19 protein-coding genes are annotated in these 21758 nt (G+C 66.8%); 11 read left to right on the forward strand and 8 right to left on the reverse strand.

Annotated features, from left to right (window positions below; translation table 11 throughout):
- Positions 1 to 26 precede the first annotated feature (26 nt).
- A complete protein-coding gene (locus tag ASE30_RS10740) occupies positions 27 to 395 on the reverse strand; it encodes a hypothetical protein (RefSeq protein ID WP_057284283.1) in 369 nt (122 codons plus the stop codon).
- A 224-nt stretch (positions 396 to 619) separates the two neighbouring features.
- Between ASE30_RS10740 and gvpU the strand changes: the two genes are divergently transcribed.
- From gvpU to ASE30_RS10760, 4 genes are all read left to right on the forward strand, one after another.
- Positions 620 to 1066 carry a gas vesicle accessory protein GvpU gene (gene gvpU / locus ASE30_RS29260; RefSeq protein WP_200964426.1) on the forward strand — a complete coding sequence of 149 codons (447 nt, stop codon included), beginning with the start codon at positions 620 to 622 and terminating at the stop codon, positions 1064 to 1066.
- Positions 1067 to 1285: 219 nt separating this feature from the next.
- Positions 1286 to 4138, forward strand: a complete 2853-nt coding sequence (locus ASE30_RS10750; protein ID WP_235515247.1) for an ATP-binding protein — start codon at positions 1286 to 1288, stop codon at positions 4136 to 4138.
- Between the two features lie 113 nt (positions 4139 to 4251).
- The gene (locus ASE30_RS10755; RefSeq protein ID WP_057284284.1) at positions 4252 to 4902 is read left to right on the forward strand and encodes a response regulator; all 651 of its coding nucleotides are present in this window, start codon (positions 4252 to 4254) and stop codon (positions 4900 to 4902) included.
- Between the two features lie 4 nt (positions 4903 to 4906).
- On the forward strand, positions 4907 to 5602 hold the full coding sequence (locus tag ASE30_RS10760; RefSeq protein WP_057284285.1) for a pentapeptide repeat-containing protein: 696 nt from the start codon (positions 4907 to 4909) through the stop codon (positions 5600 to 5602).
- On the opposite strand, the gene ASE30_RS10765 is transcribed toward ASE30_RS10760, so the two are convergent.
- From ASE30_RS10765 to ASE30_RS10775, 3 genes are all read right to left on the reverse strand, one after another.
- A complete protein-coding gene (locus ASE30_RS10765; protein ID WP_057284286.1) occupies positions 5589 to 6566 on the reverse strand; it encodes a helix-turn-helix domain-containing GNAT family N-acetyltransferase in 978 nt (325 codons plus the stop codon). The two genes, ASE30_RS10760 and ASE30_RS10765, sit on opposite strands and share 14 nt — an antisense overlap.
- A gap of 79 nt (positions 6567 to 6645) precedes the next feature.
- Positions 6646 to 7305, reverse strand: coding sequence for a DNA-3-methyladenine glycosylase I (locus ASE30_RS10770; protein WP_057284287.1), 660 nt, complete (start codon positions 7303 to 7305; stop codon positions 6646 to 6648).
- Positions 7302 to 7709 (reverse strand): lysozyme inhibitor LprI family protein, encoded by a 408-nt coding sequence (locus ASE30_RS10775; protein WP_057284288.1) that lies wholly within the window; start codon positions 7707 to 7709, stop codon positions 7302 to 7304. Before ASE30_RS10775 ends, ASE30_RS10770 begins: the two co-directional genes overlap by 4 nt.
- A gap of 107 nt (positions 7710 to 7816) precedes the next feature.
- Here ASE30_RS10775 and ASE30_RS10780 point away from each other — a divergent pair, with 107 nt between their 5' ends.
- Positions 7817 to 8635 carry a metallophosphoesterase gene (locus tag ASE30_RS10780; protein WP_057284337.1) on the forward strand — a complete coding sequence of 273 codons (819 nt, stop codon included), beginning with the start codon at positions 7817 to 7819 and terminating at the stop codon, positions 8633 to 8635.
- A gap of 164 nt (positions 8636 to 8799) precedes the next feature.
- Here ASE30_RS10780 and ASE30_RS10785 read toward each other — a convergent pair whose 3' ends face one another.
- Entirely contained in the window at positions 8800 to 9849 is a 1050-nt protein-coding gene (locus tag ASE30_RS10785) for an NADP(H)-dependent aldo-keto reductase (RefSeq protein ID WP_057284289.1), read from the reverse strand.
- Between the two features lie 171 nt (positions 9850 to 10020).
- Here ASE30_RS10785 and ASE30_RS10790 point away from each other — a divergent pair, with 171 nt between their 5' ends.
- A complete protein-coding gene (locus ASE30_RS10790) occupies positions 10021 to 10803 on the forward strand; it encodes a hypothetical protein (protein WP_057284290.1) in 783 nt (260 codons plus the stop codon).
- Between the two features lie 51 nt (positions 10804 to 10854).
- Here the strand turns inward: ASE30_RS10790 and uvrA are convergent, their stop codons facing one another.
- Both uvrA and ASE30_RS10800 read right to left on the reverse strand, forming a co-directional pair.
- Entirely contained in the window at positions 10855 to 13494 is a 2640-nt protein-coding gene (uvrA, locus tag ASE30_RS10795) for an excinuclease ABC subunit UvrA (protein WP_057284338.1), read from the reverse strand.
- A gap of 74 nt (positions 13495 to 13568) precedes the next feature.
- Positions 13569 to 15161: a hypothetical protein gene (locus ASE30_RS10800; RefSeq protein WP_057284291.1), complete on the reverse strand. Its 1593-nt coding sequence runs from the start codon at positions 15159 to 15161 to the stop codon at positions 13569 to 13571.
- A gap of 100 nt (positions 15162 to 15261) precedes the next feature.
- On the opposite strand from ASE30_RS10800, the gene blaOXA reads away from it, so the two are divergent.
- The 3 genes from blaOXA (at position 15262) to ASE30_RS10815 (ending at position 18880) form a co-directional block, all read left to right on the forward strand.
- Entirely contained in the window at positions 15262 to 16104 is an 843-nt protein-coding gene (gene blaOXA / locus ASE30_RS10805) for a class D beta-lactamase (RefSeq protein WP_057284292.1), read from the forward strand.
- Positions 16105 to 16262: 158 nt separating this feature from the next.
- Positions 16263 to 16958 carry a response regulator transcription factor gene (locus ASE30_RS10810; protein WP_057284293.1) on the forward strand — a complete coding sequence of 232 codons (696 nt, stop codon included), beginning with the start codon at positions 16263 to 16265 and terminating at the stop codon, positions 16956 to 16958.
- Positions 16868 to 18880: an ATP-binding protein gene (locus ASE30_RS10815; protein WP_057284294.1), complete on the forward strand. Its 2013-nt coding sequence runs from the start codon at positions 16868 to 16870 to the stop codon at positions 18878 to 18880. Before ASE30_RS10810 ends, ASE30_RS10815 begins: the two co-directional genes overlap by 91 nt.
- Before the next feature lie 6 nt (positions 18881 to 18886).
- Here the strand turns inward: ASE30_RS10815 and ASE30_RS10820 are convergent, their stop codons facing one another.
- Positions 18887 to 19963: a tartrate dehydrogenase gene (locus tag ASE30_RS10820; RefSeq protein WP_057284295.1), complete on the reverse strand. Its 1077-nt coding sequence runs from the start codon at positions 19961 to 19963 to the stop codon at positions 18887 to 18889.
- Between the two features lie 100 nt (positions 19964 to 20063).
- On the opposite strand from ASE30_RS10820, the gene ASE30_RS10825 reads away from it, so the two are divergent.
- Together ASE30_RS10825 and ASE30_RS10830 are read left to right on the forward strand one after the other, a co-directional pair.
- On the forward strand, positions 20064 to 20960 hold the full coding sequence (locus ASE30_RS10825) for a LysR substrate-binding domain-containing protein (protein WP_057284296.1): 897 nt from the start codon (positions 20064 to 20066) through the stop codon (positions 20958 to 20960).
- Between the two features lie 144 nt (positions 20961 to 21104).
- Positions 21105 to 21614 carry a DUF1993 family protein gene (locus tag ASE30_RS10830; RefSeq protein ID WP_057284297.1) on the forward strand — a complete coding sequence of 170 codons (510 nt, stop codon included), beginning with the start codon at positions 21105 to 21107 and terminating at the stop codon, positions 21612 to 21614.
- The last annotated feature ends 144 nt before the right edge of the window (positions 21615 to 21758 follow it).

Below are 21758 nucleotides of genomic sequence, written 5' to 3' on the forward strand. Positions count from 1 at the left end.
CTGGGCCGCTTCACGCCAGGAAGGCCTTAGAGCACTTCCTGGGTGTTTTCGGCCTTGGCCAGTTGCTGCATGACCAGCGACACCTTCTCGGCGATTTCCAGGCGTTCGGCCGCCGACATGGCGTCGTATTCCTGCTTGGAGATGCCCAGGCTGGCCAGGGCCGCATAGAGCATCTTGTCTTCCAGGGACATCGATGCGTAGTCCAGGAATTCCTGTTCGGCCTGCGAAGGCGCAGCCTGCGCGGCGCCCGAGACACCGCCCGCCATGGCGGAGCGGCTGCGCTCGGTGGCGCTGGCGAAGGCCGCGCGAAAATCGCCCACGCCCGAACCGGACCGGGACGCGGCCATGGACGGTTCGGATCCGGAGGTGATGCCCAGGGAATTTACGATGCTCATGGATGCCCCAAAGAATTCAGTGCGTGGCGCCCGGCCGGCAGCGCGGCGCTGGCGGCGGCCCGTCACGGGATTGACCCTCAGGGTGCCAAGTTAACTTGCCGGCGCGGCGCGGGAAGACCTGGACAGACACCCGAACCGGCCGCTTATTCCGCTATTGCGGGGCAGGTATTTTTCACGCCGTTCGAGTATCTTGTGGCTCTTGCAAACATTCCAGAGATTCCTTCATGAGCATTGAACCCACCCCCGGCCAGCCCGCGGGCGCCGTCCCCGGCGCGGACGCCTTCCTGCAGTTCCTGGTCAACCTGGTGAACAACGGCAGCCAGATCGAAAGCATCGGCGTGACGTTGCAGATGGGCGGCATGCTGGTGTCCGGATCGATCATATCGGGCGCGGAATACTTCGACAGTTTCGCCGTCAAATTCACGAGTTCGCTGGAGACGCTGGACGCGGATACCCGCAAGACCGTGCACGCGTCGCTGGCGGAACTGGGCGACGTGTTCCGTCTGCCCCAGCCGGTCGATCCGCTGCCGAACTACATCCACCTTGCGGATGCCCTGTTCTTCACGGCGGACGGCACGCCCATCGCCGGACAGCCCACGCTGTGGCGCGGACGCACCAGCGCGGTGGACGGCTTCATCCTGGGCCGCCTGCAATCGGAAACGGCCGGTTAAGTACGGTGTGGCCGGGTACGGCCGGTTAGGTACAGTGTGGCCGGGTACGGCCGGTTAGGTACGGCCGGTCAGGTACTGTCGGTCAGGCGCGGCCGGTCAGGCACGGCCAGCCAGGCGCGAGACGGCCCAAGGCGGGCCGCCGCCGCGCCGCATCCCCCCGCGCGCCCCCCGGCGCTTTTGAGATTCTTCTTATTCTCCCGGCGGATGCGGGTTCCTACCATGCATCGGATGCTGGTAGACGACCATGGCGCCCTCGCCCTTGACCCCCAGGCCGCGCCCCGCACGGCCTCCCTGCTTCTGCATTTTCTTGCGGCGGCCCTGATCGTCTGCATCGCGGCGGGCGCCACCATCTATCTTTCCTGGACCTTCAACAAGGCCGTCTCCGCCTACCGCCGCCAGATGAACGCCGCGGCCTACCAGGCGCAGCTATTCTTCGATCGCCGCGAAGCCCTGCTGCGGTCCATCTCGGCCTCGGCGGTGCGCAACACCCGGGGCGAGCCCATCGGCCAAACCTCCGTCTATCTGGGCACCACCCGGCAGGTCGAAGTCCTGCCGCTTGAAGAGGAACCCGGCGCGTTCGACTGGGCCCTGATCCTGACGCGCCGCGACCTGCGCGATATCGCCCTGGCCGAAGCCGGGCTCGTCTACAGCTCGGCGCGCCACTCGCGCACGCTGCGCCAGGCCGCGCACGGTCAGCCGGCGCCGCCGCCCATTGATCCGCAGACTCAGCAATGGCTGGCCGACGCGCTGTCCGGCATCGAAGCCCGCCACCAGCCGGACGGTCTGGCGCCCATCGTCTGGCTGCACGCGCCCAGGCACGCTGCCGCGCAGCAGCTCTTTCTCTATACCCCGCTCGACCTCGCCGACCCGGGGGCCGGCTGGATCGGCCTGGACGTCACCGGCGTGGACGCCGCGGTGGACGTCTCGCGCGCCACCGGCGGCAGCTACGTGCTTTTCGACGAAAAGGGCCGGCCCATGCTGCACAGTCCGGGCGCGGATGTCGCGGACGTCGCGTTCGGCCGCGCCCTCACGATGGATTCCTTCAGCCTGCACGGAAAGGGCTGGCTGCCGGAACGCCTGGTGCTGAGCAAGTCGGTCGGCGAGGACGGCTGGCGGCTGGTCTACGACACGCCTATCCGGCGCGTGCTGGAAGAAAACCTGTCCGCGCTGCGATGGGCTGGCGCCCTGTCGCTACTGCTGTCCGCCACCGTCCTCCTGCTGACCCGCTACATCCGCCGCCGGCTGGTGCTGCCAGCGCGACGCCAGTACGAGGCCCTGCGGGACACCGAGGCCCTGAACCGCAAGCTGATCGAAGTGGCGCCCGTGGGGCTCTGCCTGCTGCGCCGCGCCAACGGCGAGGTCGTGCTGTCCAACGACATGGCGCGGCGCTGGTTCCAGGGTGCGCCGCAGTGGCGCGAACAGATCCTCTCCGGCCTGGGCGACGGCGCCGTCCAGGAACATGAGCTCTCGGATGGCCGCAGCGCCTATCTCACCTTCGCCCCCACCACGTATCGCGGCGAAGCCGTGGTGCTTTGCGGCATCAGCGATATCTCGGCGCTGAAGAAGGTCGAGCATTCGCTGCTGCAGGCCAAACGCGACGCGGAGGCCGCCAGCCAGGCCAAGACGGTCTTCCTGACCACCATGAGCCACGAGATCCGCACGCCGCTCTACGGCATCCTCGGCACGCTCGAGCTCTTTGCACTGACGCCCGTCAGCGGCCAGCAGGCGCAGTATCTCGAAACCATCCAGCAGTCCTCCGCGACGCTGCTGCACACCATCAACGAGACGCTGGACCTGTCCCGCATCGAGGCTGGCCACGCCGTCCTGGAACCCGCGCCGTTCTCGCCCGCAAGGCTGATGAACGACGTCGTCGCCAGCTTTGCCGCCCGCGCGCAAGCCAAGGGGCTGCGCAGCTACGCGGTGGCCGCTCCCGACACGCCCGATGCCGTGGTGGGCGACGCTGCCCGCATCCGGCAAATCCTGGACAACCTGGTCAGCAATGCCGTCAAGTTCACCGGTTCCGGGCAGATTGTCCTGCGGCTGAAGCTGGCCGGCCTTGACGCCGATTTCGCCGACCTGAGCTTCCAGGTCGCCGACACGGGCCTGGGCATCGCGCCGGAACATCAGGCCCGCCTGTTCGAACCCTACTATCAGGTGGACGGCGACACCCGGCCGCATTCGCCCGGTACCGGCCTGGGGCTGGCCATCTGCCGCCGCCTGTCGGACATGATGAACGGCAAGCTCAACGCGGTCAGCGAACCCGGCCTGGGCACCAGCATCACGTTCGACGTCCGCCTTCCGTTGGCCCCGGATTCGTCCCAGGCTTCCCCGCTTCCGCTCGACAACACCGCCGTGTATGTCCTGGGCGCCGTACCGGAAATCGTCGCCAATCTGTGCGGCTGGCTCGAACGCTGGGGAGCCGTGGCGCTGCCGTATCCGCCGCCCGGCGACGCGCCCGCCGGCTCGCCGGCCGCCCGGCCCGCGGTCCTGCTGCAAGCCTGGCCCGCTGGCCAGGAAACCGCCCAATGGGGCGGGCCTCGCGTGATCGTGCATCCTCCAGGCCAGCGGCCCCGCGTCGACGACGGCCCCCGCCATTGGTTTGCCAGCGCCTACAACCTGGCAAGCATCGCCCATGCCGTGCAATTGGCGCGCGGCGGCGCCACGCTGGCCCCGCCTTCCGGCCCCGGCGCCAGGCCCGAACCGCTGGCCTTGCGCATCCTGGTCGCCGAAGACCACCCCATCAGCCAGCTCGTCCTCCAAGAGCAACTCGAACTCCTGGGCTGTTCGGTGGCATTGGCGGGAAACGGCCAGGAGGCCCTGGCCCTGCCGGACCTGTTGAGCTTCGACGCCGTGCTGACCGACCTGAACATGCCACTGGTCGATGGCTACGAGTTCACGCGCAGGCTGCGGGCGCGCGGTTATCGAAAAACGGTTCTTGGCGTCACGGCAAACGCCTTTCCGGACGAACTGCAGCGCGGACTGGACGCGGGCATGAACGCCCTGCTGATCAAGCCCTTGCCGCTGACGGTGCTGCGGCAGAACCTGCAATCGGTGAAGGGCCCCGGAAGCTGAAGGAGCTTGCCAATGACAGGACGCTCAATGCGGACACCGGGCACCTCTGGTTCAAGCCAGAAGCCTGGTGCAAAATCCACCGATGCCTCCTGCTCATCCGACAGCGCAACCGCATGGAAAGACTTCGAATTGTCCTGGCCGATGACCACCCGCTCGTGCTCATGGGCATGCGCGACCTGCTCGAAAAGAATCTGGCCTTCGAGGTCGTCGCGGCGGTGGCCAGCCCCACGGCGCTGGTCGAACAGCTGGCCAGCGAACCGCCGCATGTGGTCGTCACCGACTACTCCATGCCCGGCGACGAACGCTATGGCGACGGGATGCGCCTGATCGAATATCTGACCCGGCACTTTCCGCGCACGCAGGTCGTCGTGCTGACCATGATGTCCAACCCCATGATCATTTCGGCCCTTTATGACGCGGGCGTTGCCGCGGTGGTGCTCAAGCGCGACGACCTGGCTGAAATCGTCACGGCGCTGCACACGCTGTGGGCGGGACGCAGATATCATCCCCCGGGTTTTCAGCGCAGCGACCGGATGGCCTCGCGCAGCGAATTCATCGGCGACCGCATCAACAGCCTGTCACCCAAGGAATTCGAAGTGCTGCGCCATTTCATCCGCGGCGAATCGATGATGCAGGTGGCTGGCACGCTCCGGCGCAGCGTCAAGACCGTCAGCGGCCAGAAGATCGCGGCCATGCGCAAGCTGAACGTGCGGACCGACCAGGAGCTGGTGGTGTTCTGCGTGGAAAATGGCATGTTCCAATAGCGCCATGACACAACACACCATCGAGCCCCTGACGGGCCGGGACGTAGACCGAAACGTCATGCAGGCCCTGATCGAACAGGCCGCGGGCACCCCCCTGTCGTTCCAGGACTGCGACTTTCAAAACGCGGACTTTTCCCGCCTGGACCTGCGCGGCTTTCAATTCATCGCCTGCGCCATCGCGGACGCCTCGTTTCAGGGCGCCAATCTGGCCGATTCCCAGTGGCTGCGCTGCCGCGGCGGGCAAGCCAGCTTCGCCTCGGCGGACGCGAGCGACGCCGTGTTCCAGAACTGCGATCTCAACAACGCCAACTGGCGCCGCGCGCGGCTCGCCTCGGCGCGGTTCCAGGGTTGCAAGCTGACCGGCTCCGACTTCGACGGCATCGCCTACCTGGGCTGGTCGCTGGAAGAATGCCTGCTGGTCGGCGCCTTGCTGCGCGGCGTGTCGTTCCGCAAGTCGGACATCGTTCAACTGGACTTCTCGGACGCGGACCTGTCCGGCAGCGATTTCCGCGACACCGTCTTCCAGGGCGGCAGCCTGCGCAACGCCACGCTGAAGAACGTCCGCTTCGAAGGCGCGGACCTGCGCGAGGTGGATCTCAGCGGCATCGACCTGACCGCCGCGGCGCGGCTGGCGGGCGCCACCATTTCCAAGACCCAGGCGGCGGCGCTGCTGGCCGAGCTGCGCATCAGCGTGGTCTAGGGCGGCTGAACCGCTGTTCGACCACCACGCTGCCCCACTGCCTGCCTTCGGACGCGTGGGTCAGCGTGAAGCCCGCCGCCTCGTACAGATGCCTGGCGGCATCCAGTCCCTTGAAGGTCCACAGATAGGTTTCGTCGTACTGCGTGTCCACGAACGCCATGGCGCGCGCCAGCAGGGCCCGGCCCACGCCCATCCCGCGCAGCGACTCGTCCACGATGAACCAGCGCAAATGCGCCTGCCGGGCTGCCGCGTCGCCATCGATGACGACGGATGCCAGCGTCCTGCCGCCGTCCACGTACAGCCACATGCTCTTGCCCGCCGCGGGCAGGCATTCCGCAAAATCGGAGAGCTCCGTCGCGACCTTGCGCTCGAAGTACACCCCGAAGCCCGAGGCCTGCGCGTAGTAGCGGGCATGCAGGCTGGCGATATCGCCTATGCACCCGGGCAGATAGCCCTGATGGATCTGGTCCTCGATGGCGCCGGCCGCGCTCGCGGGCGTAACGTTGGGGTTTTCCTTGGACAGCGCGTCGGCGTACAGCGACAGGAAGCGGATCAGCGATTCCTGGTCGGCCGGCGACAGGCGCCGCAGCGCATGCGACACCTGGTCCGTGGCGAACTGATCGATCCGCGCGCGCAGCGCATTTCCCGCATCGGTCAGGTAGAGCTTGGACGAGCGCGCGTCGCCGGCGTCGGTCTCGCGCGCCAGCAATCCGCCCGCTTCAAGCTTGGCCACCTGCCGGCTGGTGTTGGATTTGTCCAGCCTGAGCATGGCCGCCAGATCGCGCGCCTGGATGCCCGGCTGCAGGCCGATCTCGATGATGGCGTGCACCGCCGACGGCGCCAGGTCGCTGCCGGCCAGCGACGTGCGCATGAAGCCCAGTTCACGCACCAGCTTGCGGGAAAACTCGCGCAAGTCCTGGATGGTCTTTTCCCGGGACCGGGACGGAAAATCGATGAGATCCATGGCGGACGCCCTAAGTTGCGGTTCGCAACCAATATACTTGCGAACCGCAACTAACTCAATATCCGGCGTGCAATCCCCGCTATCCGGGCCGCTTGAAGGCCCCGCGCGCGGCTTCGATCTCCTGGTGGCAGACGCAACCGTTCATGTGCTCGTTGACCATGCCCACCGCCTGCATGAACGCATGGATCGTCGTCGGCCCCACGAACGTCCAGCCGCGCCGCTTCAAGGCGCGCGAAAGCGTTGTCGACGCCGCCGACGTGGGATGGTTGTCCCAGTAGTGCCGGTCCACCGTGGCGGGGCGTTCCTGCGCGGACGGTTCGTGCTTCCAGAGCCAGCCGGACAGGGAACCTGCCTCGTCGGCCAACGCCAGCGCGCACCGGGCATTGTTGATGGCGGACACGATCTTGGCGCGGTTGCGCACGATGCCGGCGTTTCCCATCAGGCGTTCCACATCGCGGTCGGTGTAGCGGGCCACCCTGGCAAAATCGAAATCGTCGAAGGCTTCGCGGAATGCCTCGCGCTTGCGCAGGATGGTGATCCAGGCCATGCCTGCCTGAAAGCCCTCCAGACAGATCTTTTCGTAAAGGCGGCGGTCGTCCGAGACGGGCCGCCCCCATTCGTGATCGTGATAGTGGGGCATGGCCGGCTGCCAGAAACAGCGCGGGACCCCCTGTCCATCCAGGATCAGGCCAGAATCCGTTTCCGCCACGCCGCCGCCTGCTTGCTGGACGGCGGTCATTGCTTGCCGGGGACGGGGCAGCTCATATCGCCCTCTTTGCACTCAAGGTAAGCGCGCAACGTTTTGGTGCGCGCCTGGGTCAGCTTGTCCAGGCATATGCTCAGCACCATGGGGTAGGCGCTGCCCCCCGGCGTGCCGCCCGACGAAAAGGCGCATTCCGCATCACGGAAGAACAGCCAGGCCTTCTGTGCCGCCTGCAGTTGCGTCGTGGCATCCCGGTTGTCCTTCAGGCGCGCCATCACTTCCTTGTAGGCGGCGTTCAGCGCCGCGTCGGACTTGCGGTAGGCCTGATCGGCGCACAGGCTCATGTCCGTCTGGGTGGACGCCTTGCTGCAATCGAGCCCTTGCGCCTGGGCGCCCGATGCCAGCAAGAGCGCGGCGGCCGCGGCGATGGCAATACGCATGAAAGTTCCTCCAATCTTCGGGTGGTCCGGTCCTGATGGAAAGTGTCGCATGGATGGGTCCGCCGCGCAGCGGACGGCGCCAGCGCGCGTCGCCTAAGATAGTGGCCATGAAGATCCAACTGCTTTCCGACCTGCACCTAGAGACCGATCCCACCTTTCTGGCCGAACCGGCGCCCGGCGCCGACCTGCTGGTGCTGGCGGGAGACATCGGCTCGTATCGCCAAGGCTCCAGGCTGAACGGAACGGACTTCGGTCTGGGCAGCTATTCGCCCCGCAACGGCTGGCCCACGCCCGTGGTGTACGTGCCCGGCAACCACGAATACGACAACCTGGATTTCGACGACACGCACGCGCGGCTGCGTGAACTGTGCGACGCGCTGGACATCCTATGGCTGGAACGGGAAACCCGCGTCATCGGCGGCGTGCGCTTCGTGGGCACGACCCTGTGGACGGATTTCGACGCGTTGGCCGCTCCCGGCGACACGATCGGCGAGGTCTTGAAGAAGCGCGCCAAGGCCTTCCGCGCCGCCGACTTCTATTTGGAAAAGGCCGAGATGCGCCGCCATGGCGCGCCTTTCATGGCCGAGCAGATGCGCGAGCAGGGCCTGGCGTGCCAGCAATGGCTGGACGCCGCCTTGCGCGCCCCCTTCGATGGCCCGACCGTGGCGATCACCCATTTCGCCCCCACGCTGGCCAGCGCCGATCCGCGCTACGGCGTCACGGCCGGCACGGCGGGTTTCTGCAACGCGCTGGACGGCCTGCTGCCCCTGGCCGATTATTGGATACACGGCCATCTGCACTGCGCCCAAGACTATGTACAGAACGGCTGCCGCGTCATCGCCAACCCGCTGGGCTATGCCAAAAAAGGGGAACAAGCCGATTTCGCGCCCGGCAGGCTATGGGATCTGGCGGCCGACGCGGCCTGATCGCGCGAGCGATCGCTCGGCCTGATCGCTCGGCCTGATCGCGCCGCTTGCCGGATAGACAACAGCCCGTGGCGCTGACAAGCGCCACGGGCTTTTCCTTGCTGGCCGCGATGCAACCGAGCTCAGGGCGCCGAGCTCAGGGCGCCGAGCTCAGGGCGCCGGGCTCAGGGCGCCGGGTTCGGGTGGCGCGTGTGGATCTGGTTGATGGCGTCCAGGATCTCCGGCGCCAAGGTCACGTCCACGCTGTCGATGTTCTCTTTGAGCTGTGCAAGCGACGTCGCGCCAATCAGGTTGCTGGTGACGAACGGACGCTGGTTCACCCAGGCCAGGGCCAGATGCGTGGGCGAAATGCCCTGCACGCGCGCCAGCGCCACGTACTCGCGCGTGGCGGCCTCGGCCTGGGCGTTGGAGTAGCGCGTGAAGCGGGAATACACCGTCAGACGGGCGCCGGCCGGCCGGGCGCCGTCCAGGTACTTGCCGCAGAGCATGCCCATCGCCAGGGGCGAATACGCCAGCAGTCCCACGCCCTCATGGTGCGTGAATTCCGACAGGCCGATCTCGAACACGCGGTTCAGCAGGCTGTACGCATTCTGGATGGACGCGATGCGCGGCAGGTCCTGGTTTTCGGCGTGGCGCAGGAACTGGCTGACGCCCCAAGGCGTCTCGTTGGACACGCCGATGTGGCGGACCTTGCCGGCGCGCACGAAATCCTGCAGCACGGACAGCGTTTCCTCGATCGGGACGGTGTGCTCGTCCTCGACCCAGGGATAGTTCAACTGGCCGAAAGTAGCCGTGGTGCGGTCCGGCCAATGGAGCTGGTACAGATCCAGGTAGTCCGTCTGCAGGCGTTTCAGGCTGGCGTCCAGCGCCTCGGTCAGGTTCTTGCGGTCCAGGAAGGTCTTGCCGTCGCGGATGTGGCCGGGACGCTTGGGATCGCGCACGGGGCCCGCCACCTTGCTGGCCAGCACGATGTCCTGGCGGCGGCGGCTCTTGGCCAGCCACGTGCCGATATAGGTTTCGGTCAGGCCCTGCGTTTCCGGCTTGGGCGGCACGGGGTACATCTCGGCCACATCGACCAGGTTGATGCCCCGCTCCAGCGCGTAGTCCAGTTGCTGGTGCGCTTCGGCTTCGGTGTTCTGCTCGCCCCAGGTCATGGTGCCCAGCCCGATCAGGCTGACATCCAGGTCGGTGCGGCCGAGTTTGCGGTATTTCAAGTTCTGCTCCGTGCGGAATCTCTTGGAAGGGAGGCAACACCTTACTCCAAGATCTTGGCTTTTCGCTGACAGTCCGTACACGGACCGTCCGGCGCCCGCCGGATAGGCGTGCTTGCCCGCGCCGCCCAAACGGCATACGCTGGATCGCAAAAATCAATCGAGGGATACCGCATGCTCAGGGAACTTGACGAGGTCTATCTGTTTTTCGTCGTGCTCATCATCTTCCTCGCCGTCATCGAGCTGAGCTACCGGCTGGGACGCAGGCTGCGCAAGCCGGCCGACGAAGCCGCCAAGACCCACATTTTCGCGCTGCAGACCGCCCTGCTCGGCCTCCTGGCGCTTTTGCTGGGCTTTACCTTCGCCATGTCGGTCACGCGCTTCGAGACTCGGAAGAACCTGGTGCTTGAAGAAGCCAACGCCATCGGCAACGCCTATTGGCGTTCGCAACTGATTCCCGCCGAACACCGCCCCATGGTCGCGGGCATGCTGCACGAGTACACCTCGGCATCCCTGGACTACCATCTGGCCGATCAGGACTCGCCGCGCTTCAATGCCGCCAACGCCACCGCCCGGCGCATCGAGCGCCAGATCCGGTCGGCGGTCGCCGCCAGGGCGGAAAACCCGCCCTCGATCTCCACCATCATGTTCATCCAGGCCATCAACGAGATGGCGCAGATCAACGAAAAGCGCCGCGTCGCGCTGGAAAATCACGTTCCCGAACCGGTGTACTACCTGCTGTTCATCGTGGCCGCGGGTTCCATGGCCTACCTCGCCTATGGCACCGCGCTGAACGGGCGGCGGCGCACGATATCGACCGGCATGTTCGCCGCGCTCATCGCACTGGTGCTGACCTTCATCCTGGACATCGACCAGCCCGGCAGCGGACTGATCCAGGTCGGCCAGGAAAGCATGGAGCGCATGCAGGCGACCCTGGCACAGGAAATGAAGCCGTAGCGGGCCGGCCCGTCCCGGGCGCGCGGCCCTATGAATGAAAGGCGCGAGTCCTCATGCAAACAGGCGCCGCAGGAACGGCGCGGTGACGCCCGCCTTGCCGCGGCTGACCTGTTCCGGCGTGCCGGCGGCCACGATGGCGCCGCCCTCTTCGCCCGCCCCGGGGCCGACGTCGATCATCCAGTCGCTGCCGGCCACCACGCGCAGATCATGCTCGACCACGACCACGGTATTGCCGGCATCGACCAGGCCATGAAGCTGCGCCATCAGCTTGTCCACGTCCGCCGCGTGCAGGCCCGTGGTGGGCTCGTCCAGCACGTACAGCGTATTGCCGCGCTGGCTGCGCTGCAGTTCGGTGGCCAGCTTGATGCGCTGCGCTTCGCCGCCGGATAGTTCGGTGGCCGGCTGCCCCAGCCGCAGATAGCCCAGGCCGATTTCATGCAGCAGCGCCAAGGGGCGCTGCACCACGGGTTCGTCCTTGAAGAAGGCCCGCGCCTCGTCGACGGTCATGGCCAGAACCTGGGCGATATTGCGGCCGTTCCACTCGATTTCCAGCGTCTTGGCGTTGTAGCGGCTGCCCTGGCAGGTGGGGCAAGGCGCGTACACGCTGGGCATGAACAGCAGCTCCACGTGGACGAAGCCCTCGCCCTCGCAGGTCTCGCAGCGGCCCTGGGCCACATTGAACGAGAAGCGGCCGGCGCCGTAGCGCCGAGTCTTGGCCGCCTTGGTATCGGCAAAGAGCTTGCGGACGTGGTCGAACAGCCCCGTATAAGTAGCCAGATTGGACCGCGGCGTGCGTCCGATCGGCTTCTGGTCCACATTGACCAGCCGCTTGATCGCATCCGCCCCGGTGTGGATGCGGCCGCTCGTGCGCGGCAGGCTGCCGGGCTGAGGCAGGTCCCCCTCGGTTTCCTCGACGGCCGGTTCCTGCCCGAGGTGTTCGCTCATCAGTTCCACCAGCGCCTGGCTGACCAGGCTGGATTTCCCCGAACCCGACACCCCCGTGACCGCCGTGAACGCACCCAGCGGAAAGCGCGCGTCGACGCCGTGCAGATTGTTACGATGGACGCCGCGCAGCGCCAGCCACCCCGCCGGTTCGCGCGGCGGCCGACGATCGGCGGCGCGGGCGTCGAACAGATATTGCCCGGTGAGCGATTCCTTCACTTTGCGCAGGCCCTCGGGCGGGCCGCTGTAGAGCACCTGCCCGCCGTGCTGGCCCGCGCCGGGGCCCACGTCCACCAGCCAATCGGCCCGCCGCAAGGTATCCAGGTCATGTTCGACGACGAACAGCGTGTTGCCCGCCGCCTTGAGCTGATCCAGCGCCTGGTGCAGGGCCTGTCCGTCCGCCGGGTGCAGGCCCGCGGACGGCTCGTCCAGCACATACACCACGCCGAAGAGATTGGAGCGGATCTGGGTCGCCAGCCGCAAACGTTGCAGTTCGCCCGGCGACAAGGTCGGCGTGGACCGGTCCATCGCCAGATACCCCAGTCCCAGCGCCTGCAAGGTGCCGATGCGCTCGACCAGGTCATGCGCGATGCGTTGCGCCGCGATGCGTTTTTCCGGAGACGAATCCGGCGTGCGCCGGACGTCCGAACTGCCGGTGTGCGCCAGGCCGCCGGCGGCCACGCGCCTGGCGTTGTCCTTCAAGCCCGCCGCCTTGCTGCGCGTGGCGCCCGCCGCGGCGCCCGGGGCGTCATCGAAGCGGCCCGCGGCGGCGGGGGCCAGCACCTCGGCGATCCGGCTCAGCGGCAATTGCGACAGGGTGCCGATATCCAGGCCGGCGAAGGTCACGGACAAGGCCTCGCGCTTGAGCCTGCGGCCGCCGCACTCGGGGCACGGCGCGCCGGTCATGAAGCGCGCCACGCGTTTTTTCATCATGGCGCTCTGCGTGGTGGCAAAGGTATGCATCACGTAGCGGCGCGCGCCGGTGTAGGTGCCCATGTAGCTGGGTTCCAGCTTGCGGCGCAAGGCGGCGCGGGTCTCGGCGGGCGTGAAACCGGCATAGACGGGCGCGGTCGGCTGCTCGTCCGTGTACAGGATCCAGTCGCGGTCCTTCTTTGGCAGGTCGCGCCAGGGCTTGTCCACGTCATAGCCCAGCGTCACCAGGATGTCGCGCAGGTTCTGTCCGTGCCACGCCGGAGGCCACGACGCGATGGCGCGCTCGCGGATGCTGAGCGACGGGTCCGGCACCATGGACTGCTCGGTCACGTCGTACACATGGCCCAGGCCATGGCAGTTCGGGCAGGCGCCCTGCGGCGTATTGGGCGAGAAGTCCTCCGCGTACAGCATGGGCTGGCGCGCGGGATAGGAGCCGGCGCGTGAATACAGCATGCGCAACATGCTGGACAGTGTGGTCACGCTGCCCACCGTGGACCGCACGTTCGGCGTGCCGCGCTGCTGCTGCAGCGCCACGGCCGGCGGCAGGCCGTCGATGGCGTCCACGTCGGGCACGCCGACCTGATCGATCAGGCGCCGGGCGTAGGGCGACAGGGATTCGAGATACCGGCGCTGCGCCTCGGCATACAGCGTGCCAAACGCCAGGGACGATTTTCCCGAGCCGGACACCCCGGAAAACACCACCAGCGCATCGCGTGGAATGCTGACGTCCACATTCTTCAGGTTGTGTTCGCGCGCGCCCCGGACGCGGATGCAGGCGTCGGGACTTCTTTTGGGGGTCGTCTTCCGCTGGCTCATGACAGGATAGTAATGGAGCTCGCGCGCCATCACGCACTCAGAAAGCAACGGAATGTCGCCGCGCTGACCTGGCGCTAGGCCTCGCGCCTGGCGGCGGCCTCCTTCGCGGCCATCTGGAGCGGCGCGGGCAGGGTTTTGAGGATTTCCCTGAAGAAGCGCCGTTGCCCCCAGGGCAGCCCGCGCACGACAAGCCCCAGCCGTTCCACCGCCGTGAAAGCTTCGCGGCTCAGCCCCCGCTGGTTCGCGCTGAACCAAACGAATTCGAACAGCAGGTTGGCCAATTGCAGCGCCCCATAGGAAACACGGCCTGCATCATGCTCCTCCAGCGTGAAGGCGGCGACAGCCGACCAGTCTTCGTATCCCTTGGCACGCGAAAACGCGGCATGGAAGGGTTTTGCCGCCTCCAGCATTTCGCCAACCGGAAGCGGCGTCTGCGCTTGAAAGCGCTTCAGGTCGCCGCTTCTGTCGTCGCAATTTCCGCGAGCGATGCGCAGCACGAACACGGTATTCCACGCCGAGCCGCCACCGACCCCAAAGCGGTCGCATATCCATTCCGACAGTCCGATCCAGCGCAACGACAGCCCTTGCATCGTGCGGACTTCGTGGCCGTTGAACGCGGCAAGCAGCCGTTGCCGCCAGCATAGCCACAAGGTCCATCCGATGTTGGCCGCCACGTCCTGGGCGGCCTCGACCGAGTCGGCTTCGTAAGCGGCCTGCAGTGCCTCCGACAGCGACGAAATCGCTTTCTCGGCCTGGTTCATTTTCCAGGCCAGATCCGTGTTTTCGTCCTCGAGGGCGCCATCTTTGTGCAGCAACGCCCGCAAGTTCAGATACTCGAAACGCACGCGGGGGTTGTAGCGGATCACCGGCCCCAGATGCTGGTCCGATGCCAGACGGTCCAGCCCGGCATGCGATTGCCTGACATCGCCGCGCGCATAGCAGTTCCAGGCGCGGGCCACCGAAGCCATCGCGGACAAGGTGGGCAAGGACGTGCCGACGGCCGGGGACTGGAGAATTTTCGCCAGTCTCGCCAGCGCTTCCTCGCTGCGCCTGACATTGCCGTGGCGGCGCCAGGCCAGACTCTCCTTGAGTATGGCCAGCGCCCGCTGGAAGTCGTCCAGCGCCGATCGCTCGGCGGCGCGAAAGCTCGCGGCCCCGCTCACGCCCGCGGTCATTGCCATGCCATCCAGCGCCAGCCGCATGGCCTGGGTCAGGTGATTCCAGTACGTGCCGTCCTGCGTCACGTATTGCAGAGGATCGGCGTGCGCCACCGCTTGCTCGTTCAGGCCGAGAAAACCGGCCACGAGGTCACGATCCGCGGGCTTGCCCTTCAGTCGAAACGACAACTCGTCCGCCTGGGCCTTCGTCATCCAGAAGGGTCCCTGGCTGCGCCGGGCAGGGTTGAGCAGCGCAACCGGCACGTCCACGGCGTTGCCCCACCCCACCTCGATGCCCCAGGCGGTGAAATCGCGGAACGCCCGCGAAACAAGCATGCGGAGATTGGCGTTGCCCGGGTACCGGGCCTGCACGGCCGATCCCGAGACCGGCCCCTCACCCTCTCGCTGCGCGTGCCAGATTCTCAGCAGCAGCCACACCGATTGAAAACGCGCTTTCTGGCCGTCGACGAGAAGCGGATGGTCTAGATCGATCTGGGTTTTTCCGGGCATCTCGCGATGTTACAGCGGTTACGGGCGCTCGATTGGCGCTCGCATGAGGCGGGCATATTCTTGCGGCCGCATGCAAGCCGCATGCCACCACGGAGACACCATGAGACCGCTATTTCGTCTGTTCGCAAACACCGCCCTGCCGCTGATCGCATTACTGGGATCGGCAAGCGTGCACGCCGAACTTCCGCAGGCCGACATCGCCGCCAGGTTTCGAGAGGAGCAGGTGACGGGCACCTTCGTTCTGCTTGATGGACAGACCGGCGCGTACCGGCGCCACGACGAGGAAAGGGCCGCGCGGCGATACCTGCCGGCGTCCACCTACAAGATTCCCAATTCGCTTATCGCCCTGGAAACCGGCGTCGCGCAGGGCAAGGATTTCAAGCTTGAGTGGGACAGCAAACGCAACCCGCGCCAGCCTTGGTGGCCGGCGGCGTGGGCGCAAGACCATACGCTGGAATCGGCGCTGAAAAACTCGACCGTCTGGTATTACCAGGAGATCGCCCGGCGCGTGGGCGCCGAACGCATGCAGGCGTATGTCGACCGCTTCGACTACGGAAACCGCGACATCTCTGGCGGCATCGACCAGTTCTGGCTGACTGGCGGGCTTCGGATTTCCGCCAACGAGCAGGTGGACTTCCTGCGCCGTTTCTATGTCAATCAGCTCGGCTTGTCCGAACGGACCGTGCGGATGACCAAGGACATGCTCGTGCTGGAGGACACGCCGCGCTACCGCCTGAGCGGCAAGAGCGGCTGGGCGGGGCTGGGGGAGGAAGGGGCGCCGCAGACGGGTTGGCTCGTGGGTTACCTGGAACGGCAAGGCGATGTCTTCTATTTCGCCCTGAATATCGACATCAGGAACAGCCAGGACGCCGCCGCGCGCATGAAACTGGTACACGCCATATTCCAGGACTTGGGCTTGATACCAGGATCTTCCACGAATTAGCCCGCCGTGGACGCAAGCCGCGGCGCGTGGCCTCGGTGCTTTAGAATCAGCGGCTTGCGCGTTCACAGCGGAAAATACCCAATTTCAGGGATGTTCAGCCTTGCCTGGCGCCGGCAGAATCGCGCCGGGGCCGCCGCCCTGCCTCCCGCCTCGACCCCATGCCCTCTTCCCCTATGCTGACTTCCGAGCTCACCCTGCCCGCCCCGGTACTCCTGGTGGAGGACGAACCGCTGGTCTGCCGGCGGCTTGAGGGACTGCTCCTGCAATTGGGATACCAGTCCGACGCGCTGGTTTTCGCGTCGTCGCTGGCGCAGGCGCGCGCCTGTCTGGCCGGCCAGCCGGTCGCGCTGGCGCTGGTGGACCTGGGCCTGCCGGACGGCAGCGGCGTCGACCTGATCGCCGAGATGCACGCGGCCGACCCGAGCCTGGCCATCCTGGTCATTTCCGCCTGGTGTACCGAGGACGCGATACTCTCGGCGCTGCGCGCGGGCGCCACCGGCTATGTGCTCAAGGAACGCGACGACATAGAGGTCGCGCTGTCGATCCGCAGCGTGCTGCGCGGCGGCGCGCCCATCGATCCCTTTGTCGCCCGCCGCATCATCGAAGAGCTGCGCCCCCGGCCCGCCGAACAAGCCGACCCGGCCGGCCCGGCGACGGATGAGATACTGAGCCCCCGCGAAAGCCAGATACTTCGCCTGGTGGCCGAAGGCCTGGGCAACCGCGAAATCGCCGAGCAACTCCACCTGTCGCGCTATACCGTCGAATGCCACATCAAGCACATCTACCGCAAACTCGCCGTATCCTCGCGCACGCGGGCGATCCACACGGCGCGATCACGGGGTTTGCTCGACTGAAGTGGCTGGCCGGCCTGTGGCTGGCGCTGATCTTCCTGCCGGCCTGGGCCCAGCAGCCGGCATCCGAACCCGCGGCCTGCGCGGCACAAGTACTTTCCATTGGCGTGGCCCAGGCCGCCAGCGATGGCGCCCGGCCCGCCGCCGACGCGTGGCAACCGGCCACCCTGCCCGACGACTGGAGCCGCCGCTGGCCCGGCTACGGCGGCTCCGCCTGGTACCGGATCGACTGGCGCCGGCTTTGTCCGGACGCGCAGCCCGGACCGGTCGCGCTGACGCTGGAGTCCGTGGTCATGGCAGGCGAAGTCTTCGTCAACGACGCGATGATCTGGCGCGACCCGCAACTGACCGAGCCGCTGACGCGTAGCTGGAACATGCCCCGCTACTGGCTCATCCCCGACGCCTTGATACGTGAGGGCGTCAACACGATGTGGATCCGGGTGGTGGGCGTGGCGGGCCAGACGCCGGGCCTGGGCCCGGTCCGGATCGGCGAGCCCAGCGCGCTCCTGCGGCACTACGAAGCGTTGAAGTGGAACAACCGCACCCTGTTCCAGCTCAATCTGATCGTCTCCGCGGTGCTGGGCGGCCTGTTCTTCTGCATCTGGGTCGTGCGCCGCGAACAGCGCACCTATGGCTGGTACGCCCTGACGGCCCTGTTCTGGGTGCTGTTCGTCGCCAACGTGCTGATGACCAGCCCCTGGCCGTTTCCGAACACGCTGATGGCGGCTCGCGCCAACGTCATGGTGCTGGTGCTGTACGTGGCCTGCTTCTGCATCTTCACCTGGCGCTTTGGCGGGCAGGCATTGCCGCGTCTTGAAAAAGCGCTGTGGATGCTGTCTGCCGCCCTGCTGGCCCTGGCCGCCTTCACGCCCGATGCAAGCCTGCATTGGTCGCAGCTCGTCATCACCCTGACCGCCGCCGCCGTATTCTTCGCCAATTGCCTGCAGTTTCCGCTGCACGCGATGCGCACGCGCCGCCCCGAGCACGGCATGTTTGCCGTCTGCCTGCTGATCTTTCTGTTCGTCAGCGCCCACGACCTGCTGCGGGTCCTGAAGCTCATCGACACCGGCTACGCATACACCCCATTCAGCAGCCTGGTCGTGACCCTGTGCATGTCCGCCATCCTGGGGCTGCGGCATGCGCGCAACGTCAAGCGCATCGAGCGCTTCAACCATGAGCTGGCCGACGGCATCTCGCAGGCCCGCACCGAGCTGGCCACGACGCTGGAACGCGAGCACGCGCTGGCGATGGCCAACACGCGGCTGCACGACCGGCTGCAGATCGCCCACGACCTGCACGACGGACTGGGCGGCTCGCTGGTGCGCATGATGGCCGTGGTGGAGCAGTCCAGCGTGCCGCTGCAAAGCCGCCAGTTCCTTTCCATGCTCAAGCTGCTGCGCGACGACCTGCGCCAGACCATCGACAGCGGATCCAGCGCGGGCGTCAAGGTCCCGGCCACGCCCCAGGAATGGATCGCGCCGCTGCGCCATCGATTCGTGCAGTTGTTCGACGAACTGGACATCGCCTCCGGCTGGCGCTTTCCGCCGCACTGGAGCCCCGCCCCCAGCGCCCTGCAGTGCCTGGCGCTGACCCGGCTGGTGGAGGAATCGCTGACGAACGTGGTCAAGCACAGCCGCGCGCGGCGGATCCGGGTCGAGCTGCGGCAGCCCGGCCCGGACGTTCTGGAACTGGACATCGAGGACGACGGCGTGGGCTTCGACGTGGCGGCGGTGCAGCAGGCCGGCGTCAGCGTCGGCATGCGCAGCATGCACGCCCGCATCGCCCGGGCAGGCGGAACACTCAAGGTGAGTTCCTCGCCGGGGAGCACCCTGCTCACCGCCCGCGTGGAGCTGCGGGCGGCCCAGCATGACGACGCCGCGCCGCAGCGCGCGGCGGAGACGGCGGAAGCCAGCGCCGCCCGGTAGCGCGGACTAGGCGTGCGCCGCGATATGGTCGGCGATGGCGCGGCCGATGTCTTCCGTCCTGGCCTTGCCGCCCAGGTCGGGGGTGCGCGGGCCGTCCTTCAGGCAGTGCTCGATGGCGCGCAGGATGGCGTCATGGGCCTCCTGGCTGCCCAGGAACTGCAGCATCAGCGCCCCCGACCAGATCATGGCGATCGGGTTGGCGATGCCCTGCCCGTAGATGTCGGGCGCCGAACCGTGCACCGGCTCGAACAAGGACGGAAAGGCGCGCTCGGGATTCAGGTTGGCCGACGGCGCGATGCCGATCGTGCCCGCGCATGCCGGCCCCAGATCCGACAGGATGTCGCCGAACAGGTTGGACGCCACCACCACGTCAAAGCGCTGCGGCTGCAGCACGAAGCGCGCCGCCAGGATGTCGATGTGCTGCTTGTCCGTCTTGACGTCGGGGTAGTGGCGCGCCATGGCGTCCGCGCGCTCGTCCCACCAGGGCATGCTGATGGCGATGCCGTTGCTCTTGGTCGCCACGGTCAACGCCTTGCGCTCGCGGCGGTTGGCCAGTTCGAACGCGTAGCGCATGACGCGGTCGGTGCCGTGGCGCGTGAACACCGATTCCTGGATGACGATCTCGCGGTCGGTGTCGGCAAACAGCCGCCCGCCCAGGTTGGTGTATTCGCCTTCGGTGTTCTCGCGCACGATGAAGAAATCGATATCGCCCGCGCGGCGGCCGGCCAGCGGGCACGGAACGCCGTCGAACAGCCGCACGTGGCGCAGATTGATGTATTGATCGAATTCGCGGCGGAACTTCAGCAGCGAGCCCCACAGCGACACATGGTCCGGCACCGTGGCCGGCCAGCCCACCGCGCCGAAGAAAATGGCGTCATAGCCTTGAAGCTGGGCCTTCCAGTCGGGCGGCATCATGTCGCCATGGCGCGCGTAGTACTCGCAATTGGCCCAGGGAAAGGTGTCGATCTGCAGGGTCAGCCCAAACCGCTTGGCGGCCGCGTTCACGGCGCGCAGCCCTTCGGGCAGGACTTCGTTGCCGATACCGTCGCCGGCAATGGCCGCGATCTTGAAAACGTGAGACATGAGTGGGTCACCGGTGATTAAAAACAGGGTGGGACCGATGGTATGCGCCACACCGCCCCATCTACAATGAGCCACACCGTGAATTGAATATGCACGAATCATGAATAATGACATTCCCCCCGCCGACCTGCGGGTGTTCTGCGCCGTGGTGCGCGCCTCCAGCTTTTCCAAAGCCGCCGAGGGCCTGGGCATGTCGCCCGCCTACGTCACCAAGCGCATCCGGATACTCGAAGAACATCTGGGCACCCCGCTGTTTCACCGCACGACGCGGCGTGTCGTCGTCAGCGAGGCCGGAGAGCGGGCCTACCATTGGGCCCAGCGCATCCTGGACGACGTGGACCATCTGGTCGAAGAGGTCGGCGTCACGCGGCGCGAGCCGCGCGGCCTGCTGCGCATATGCAGCAGTTTCGGCTTCGGGCGGCGCGTCGTGGCGCCCGCGCTGTCCGCCTTCGCCGCCAAGTACCCGGCCGTGCAGGTGCGCTTTGAAGTCTTCGACCGGCTGGTCGACGTGGCGGCCGAGGGCTTTGACCTGGATGTGCGCGTGGGCGACGACATCGCGCCGCACGTGATCGCGCGCAAGATCGCCAGCAACCACCGCGTGCTGTGCGCCGCCCCTTCCTACCTGGAAGCGCGCGGCACGCCCCGCACGCTGGCGGAACTGGCCACGCACGACTGCCTGGTCATCAAAGAGCGCGACCATCCCTTCGGTGTCTGGCGCATGCGGCGCGGGCACCAGGAGCACACCGTCAAGGTGCTGGGACCGCTGTCGGCCAACAACGGCGAGATGGTGGTGCAGTGGGCGGTCGACGGCCGCGGCATCATCCTGCGTTCCGCCTGGGATGTCGGGCCGCTGATCGCCGAAGGCAAGCTGGTTCAGGTGCTTGCGCAATACCGCCAGGAGGCCAACATCTGGGCCGTCTATCCCTCGCGCCTGAACTCATCGGCCAAGGTGCGCGTATTCGTGGAATTCCTGGAGTCCTATCTGGCGGCGGCCTGACCCCAGGCATCCCGGCATCCCGCGAAGGCGGCGGCCGCCGCATCGGGCGCGAGGGTTGAAAAAGTTCTTCGCCGTTTGCTGTTAGTCTTGCCCCACGCGCGTGGCATTACCCACGCATCTTTAAACGATCAAGCGAAAACCACCATGACCAGCTCCATGTACAGCGCCTCCGTACCCGTCCTCAAGCAGATGCTGTCCGCCCTGTCCGACGTGCTCAAGAAGGCCGAAGACCACGCCACCGCGAAAGGCATCGATCCCAACGCCTATCTGGGCGCCCGCCTGTTTCCCGACATGTTCCCCCTGACGCGCCAGGTGCAGATCGCGTCGGATTTCGCCAAGGGCATCGTGTCGCGCCTGGCGGGCGCGGACGTTCCGTCCTGGGAAAACACGGAAACGACGTTCGCCGATCTGCAGGCGCTGATCGCCAAGACCCTGGCGCATGTCGATTCCTTCACGCCGGAACAGTTCGAGCAAAGCGAGGCGCGCGAGATCGTGCTGCGCCCCGGCACCCCGAAAGAAAAGAAGCTGTCCGGCAACGCCTATCTGCTGCACTACGGCCTGCCGCAGTTCTTCTTCCACGTCACCACGTCCTACGCCATCCTGCGCCACAACGGCATCGAAGTCGGCAAGCGCGACTACATGGGCGCCTACTGAGGCCCGGCGCGGCGGCCTCATCCTCCTGGACGAGGCCCTGCGCACCCATGCCCACCCTTCGCACACCACGCCCCGGCGCGCCCTGCCGCGTCCGGCGCCGCGGCACCGTTGACGACGGCACGGCGCTGAATTAATTTCCCAGCA

This window comes from Achromobacter sp. Root83 (assembly GCF_001428845.1).
GTDB lineage: Bacteria > Pseudomonadota > Gammaproteobacteria > Burkholderiales > Burkholderiaceae_B > Achromobacter.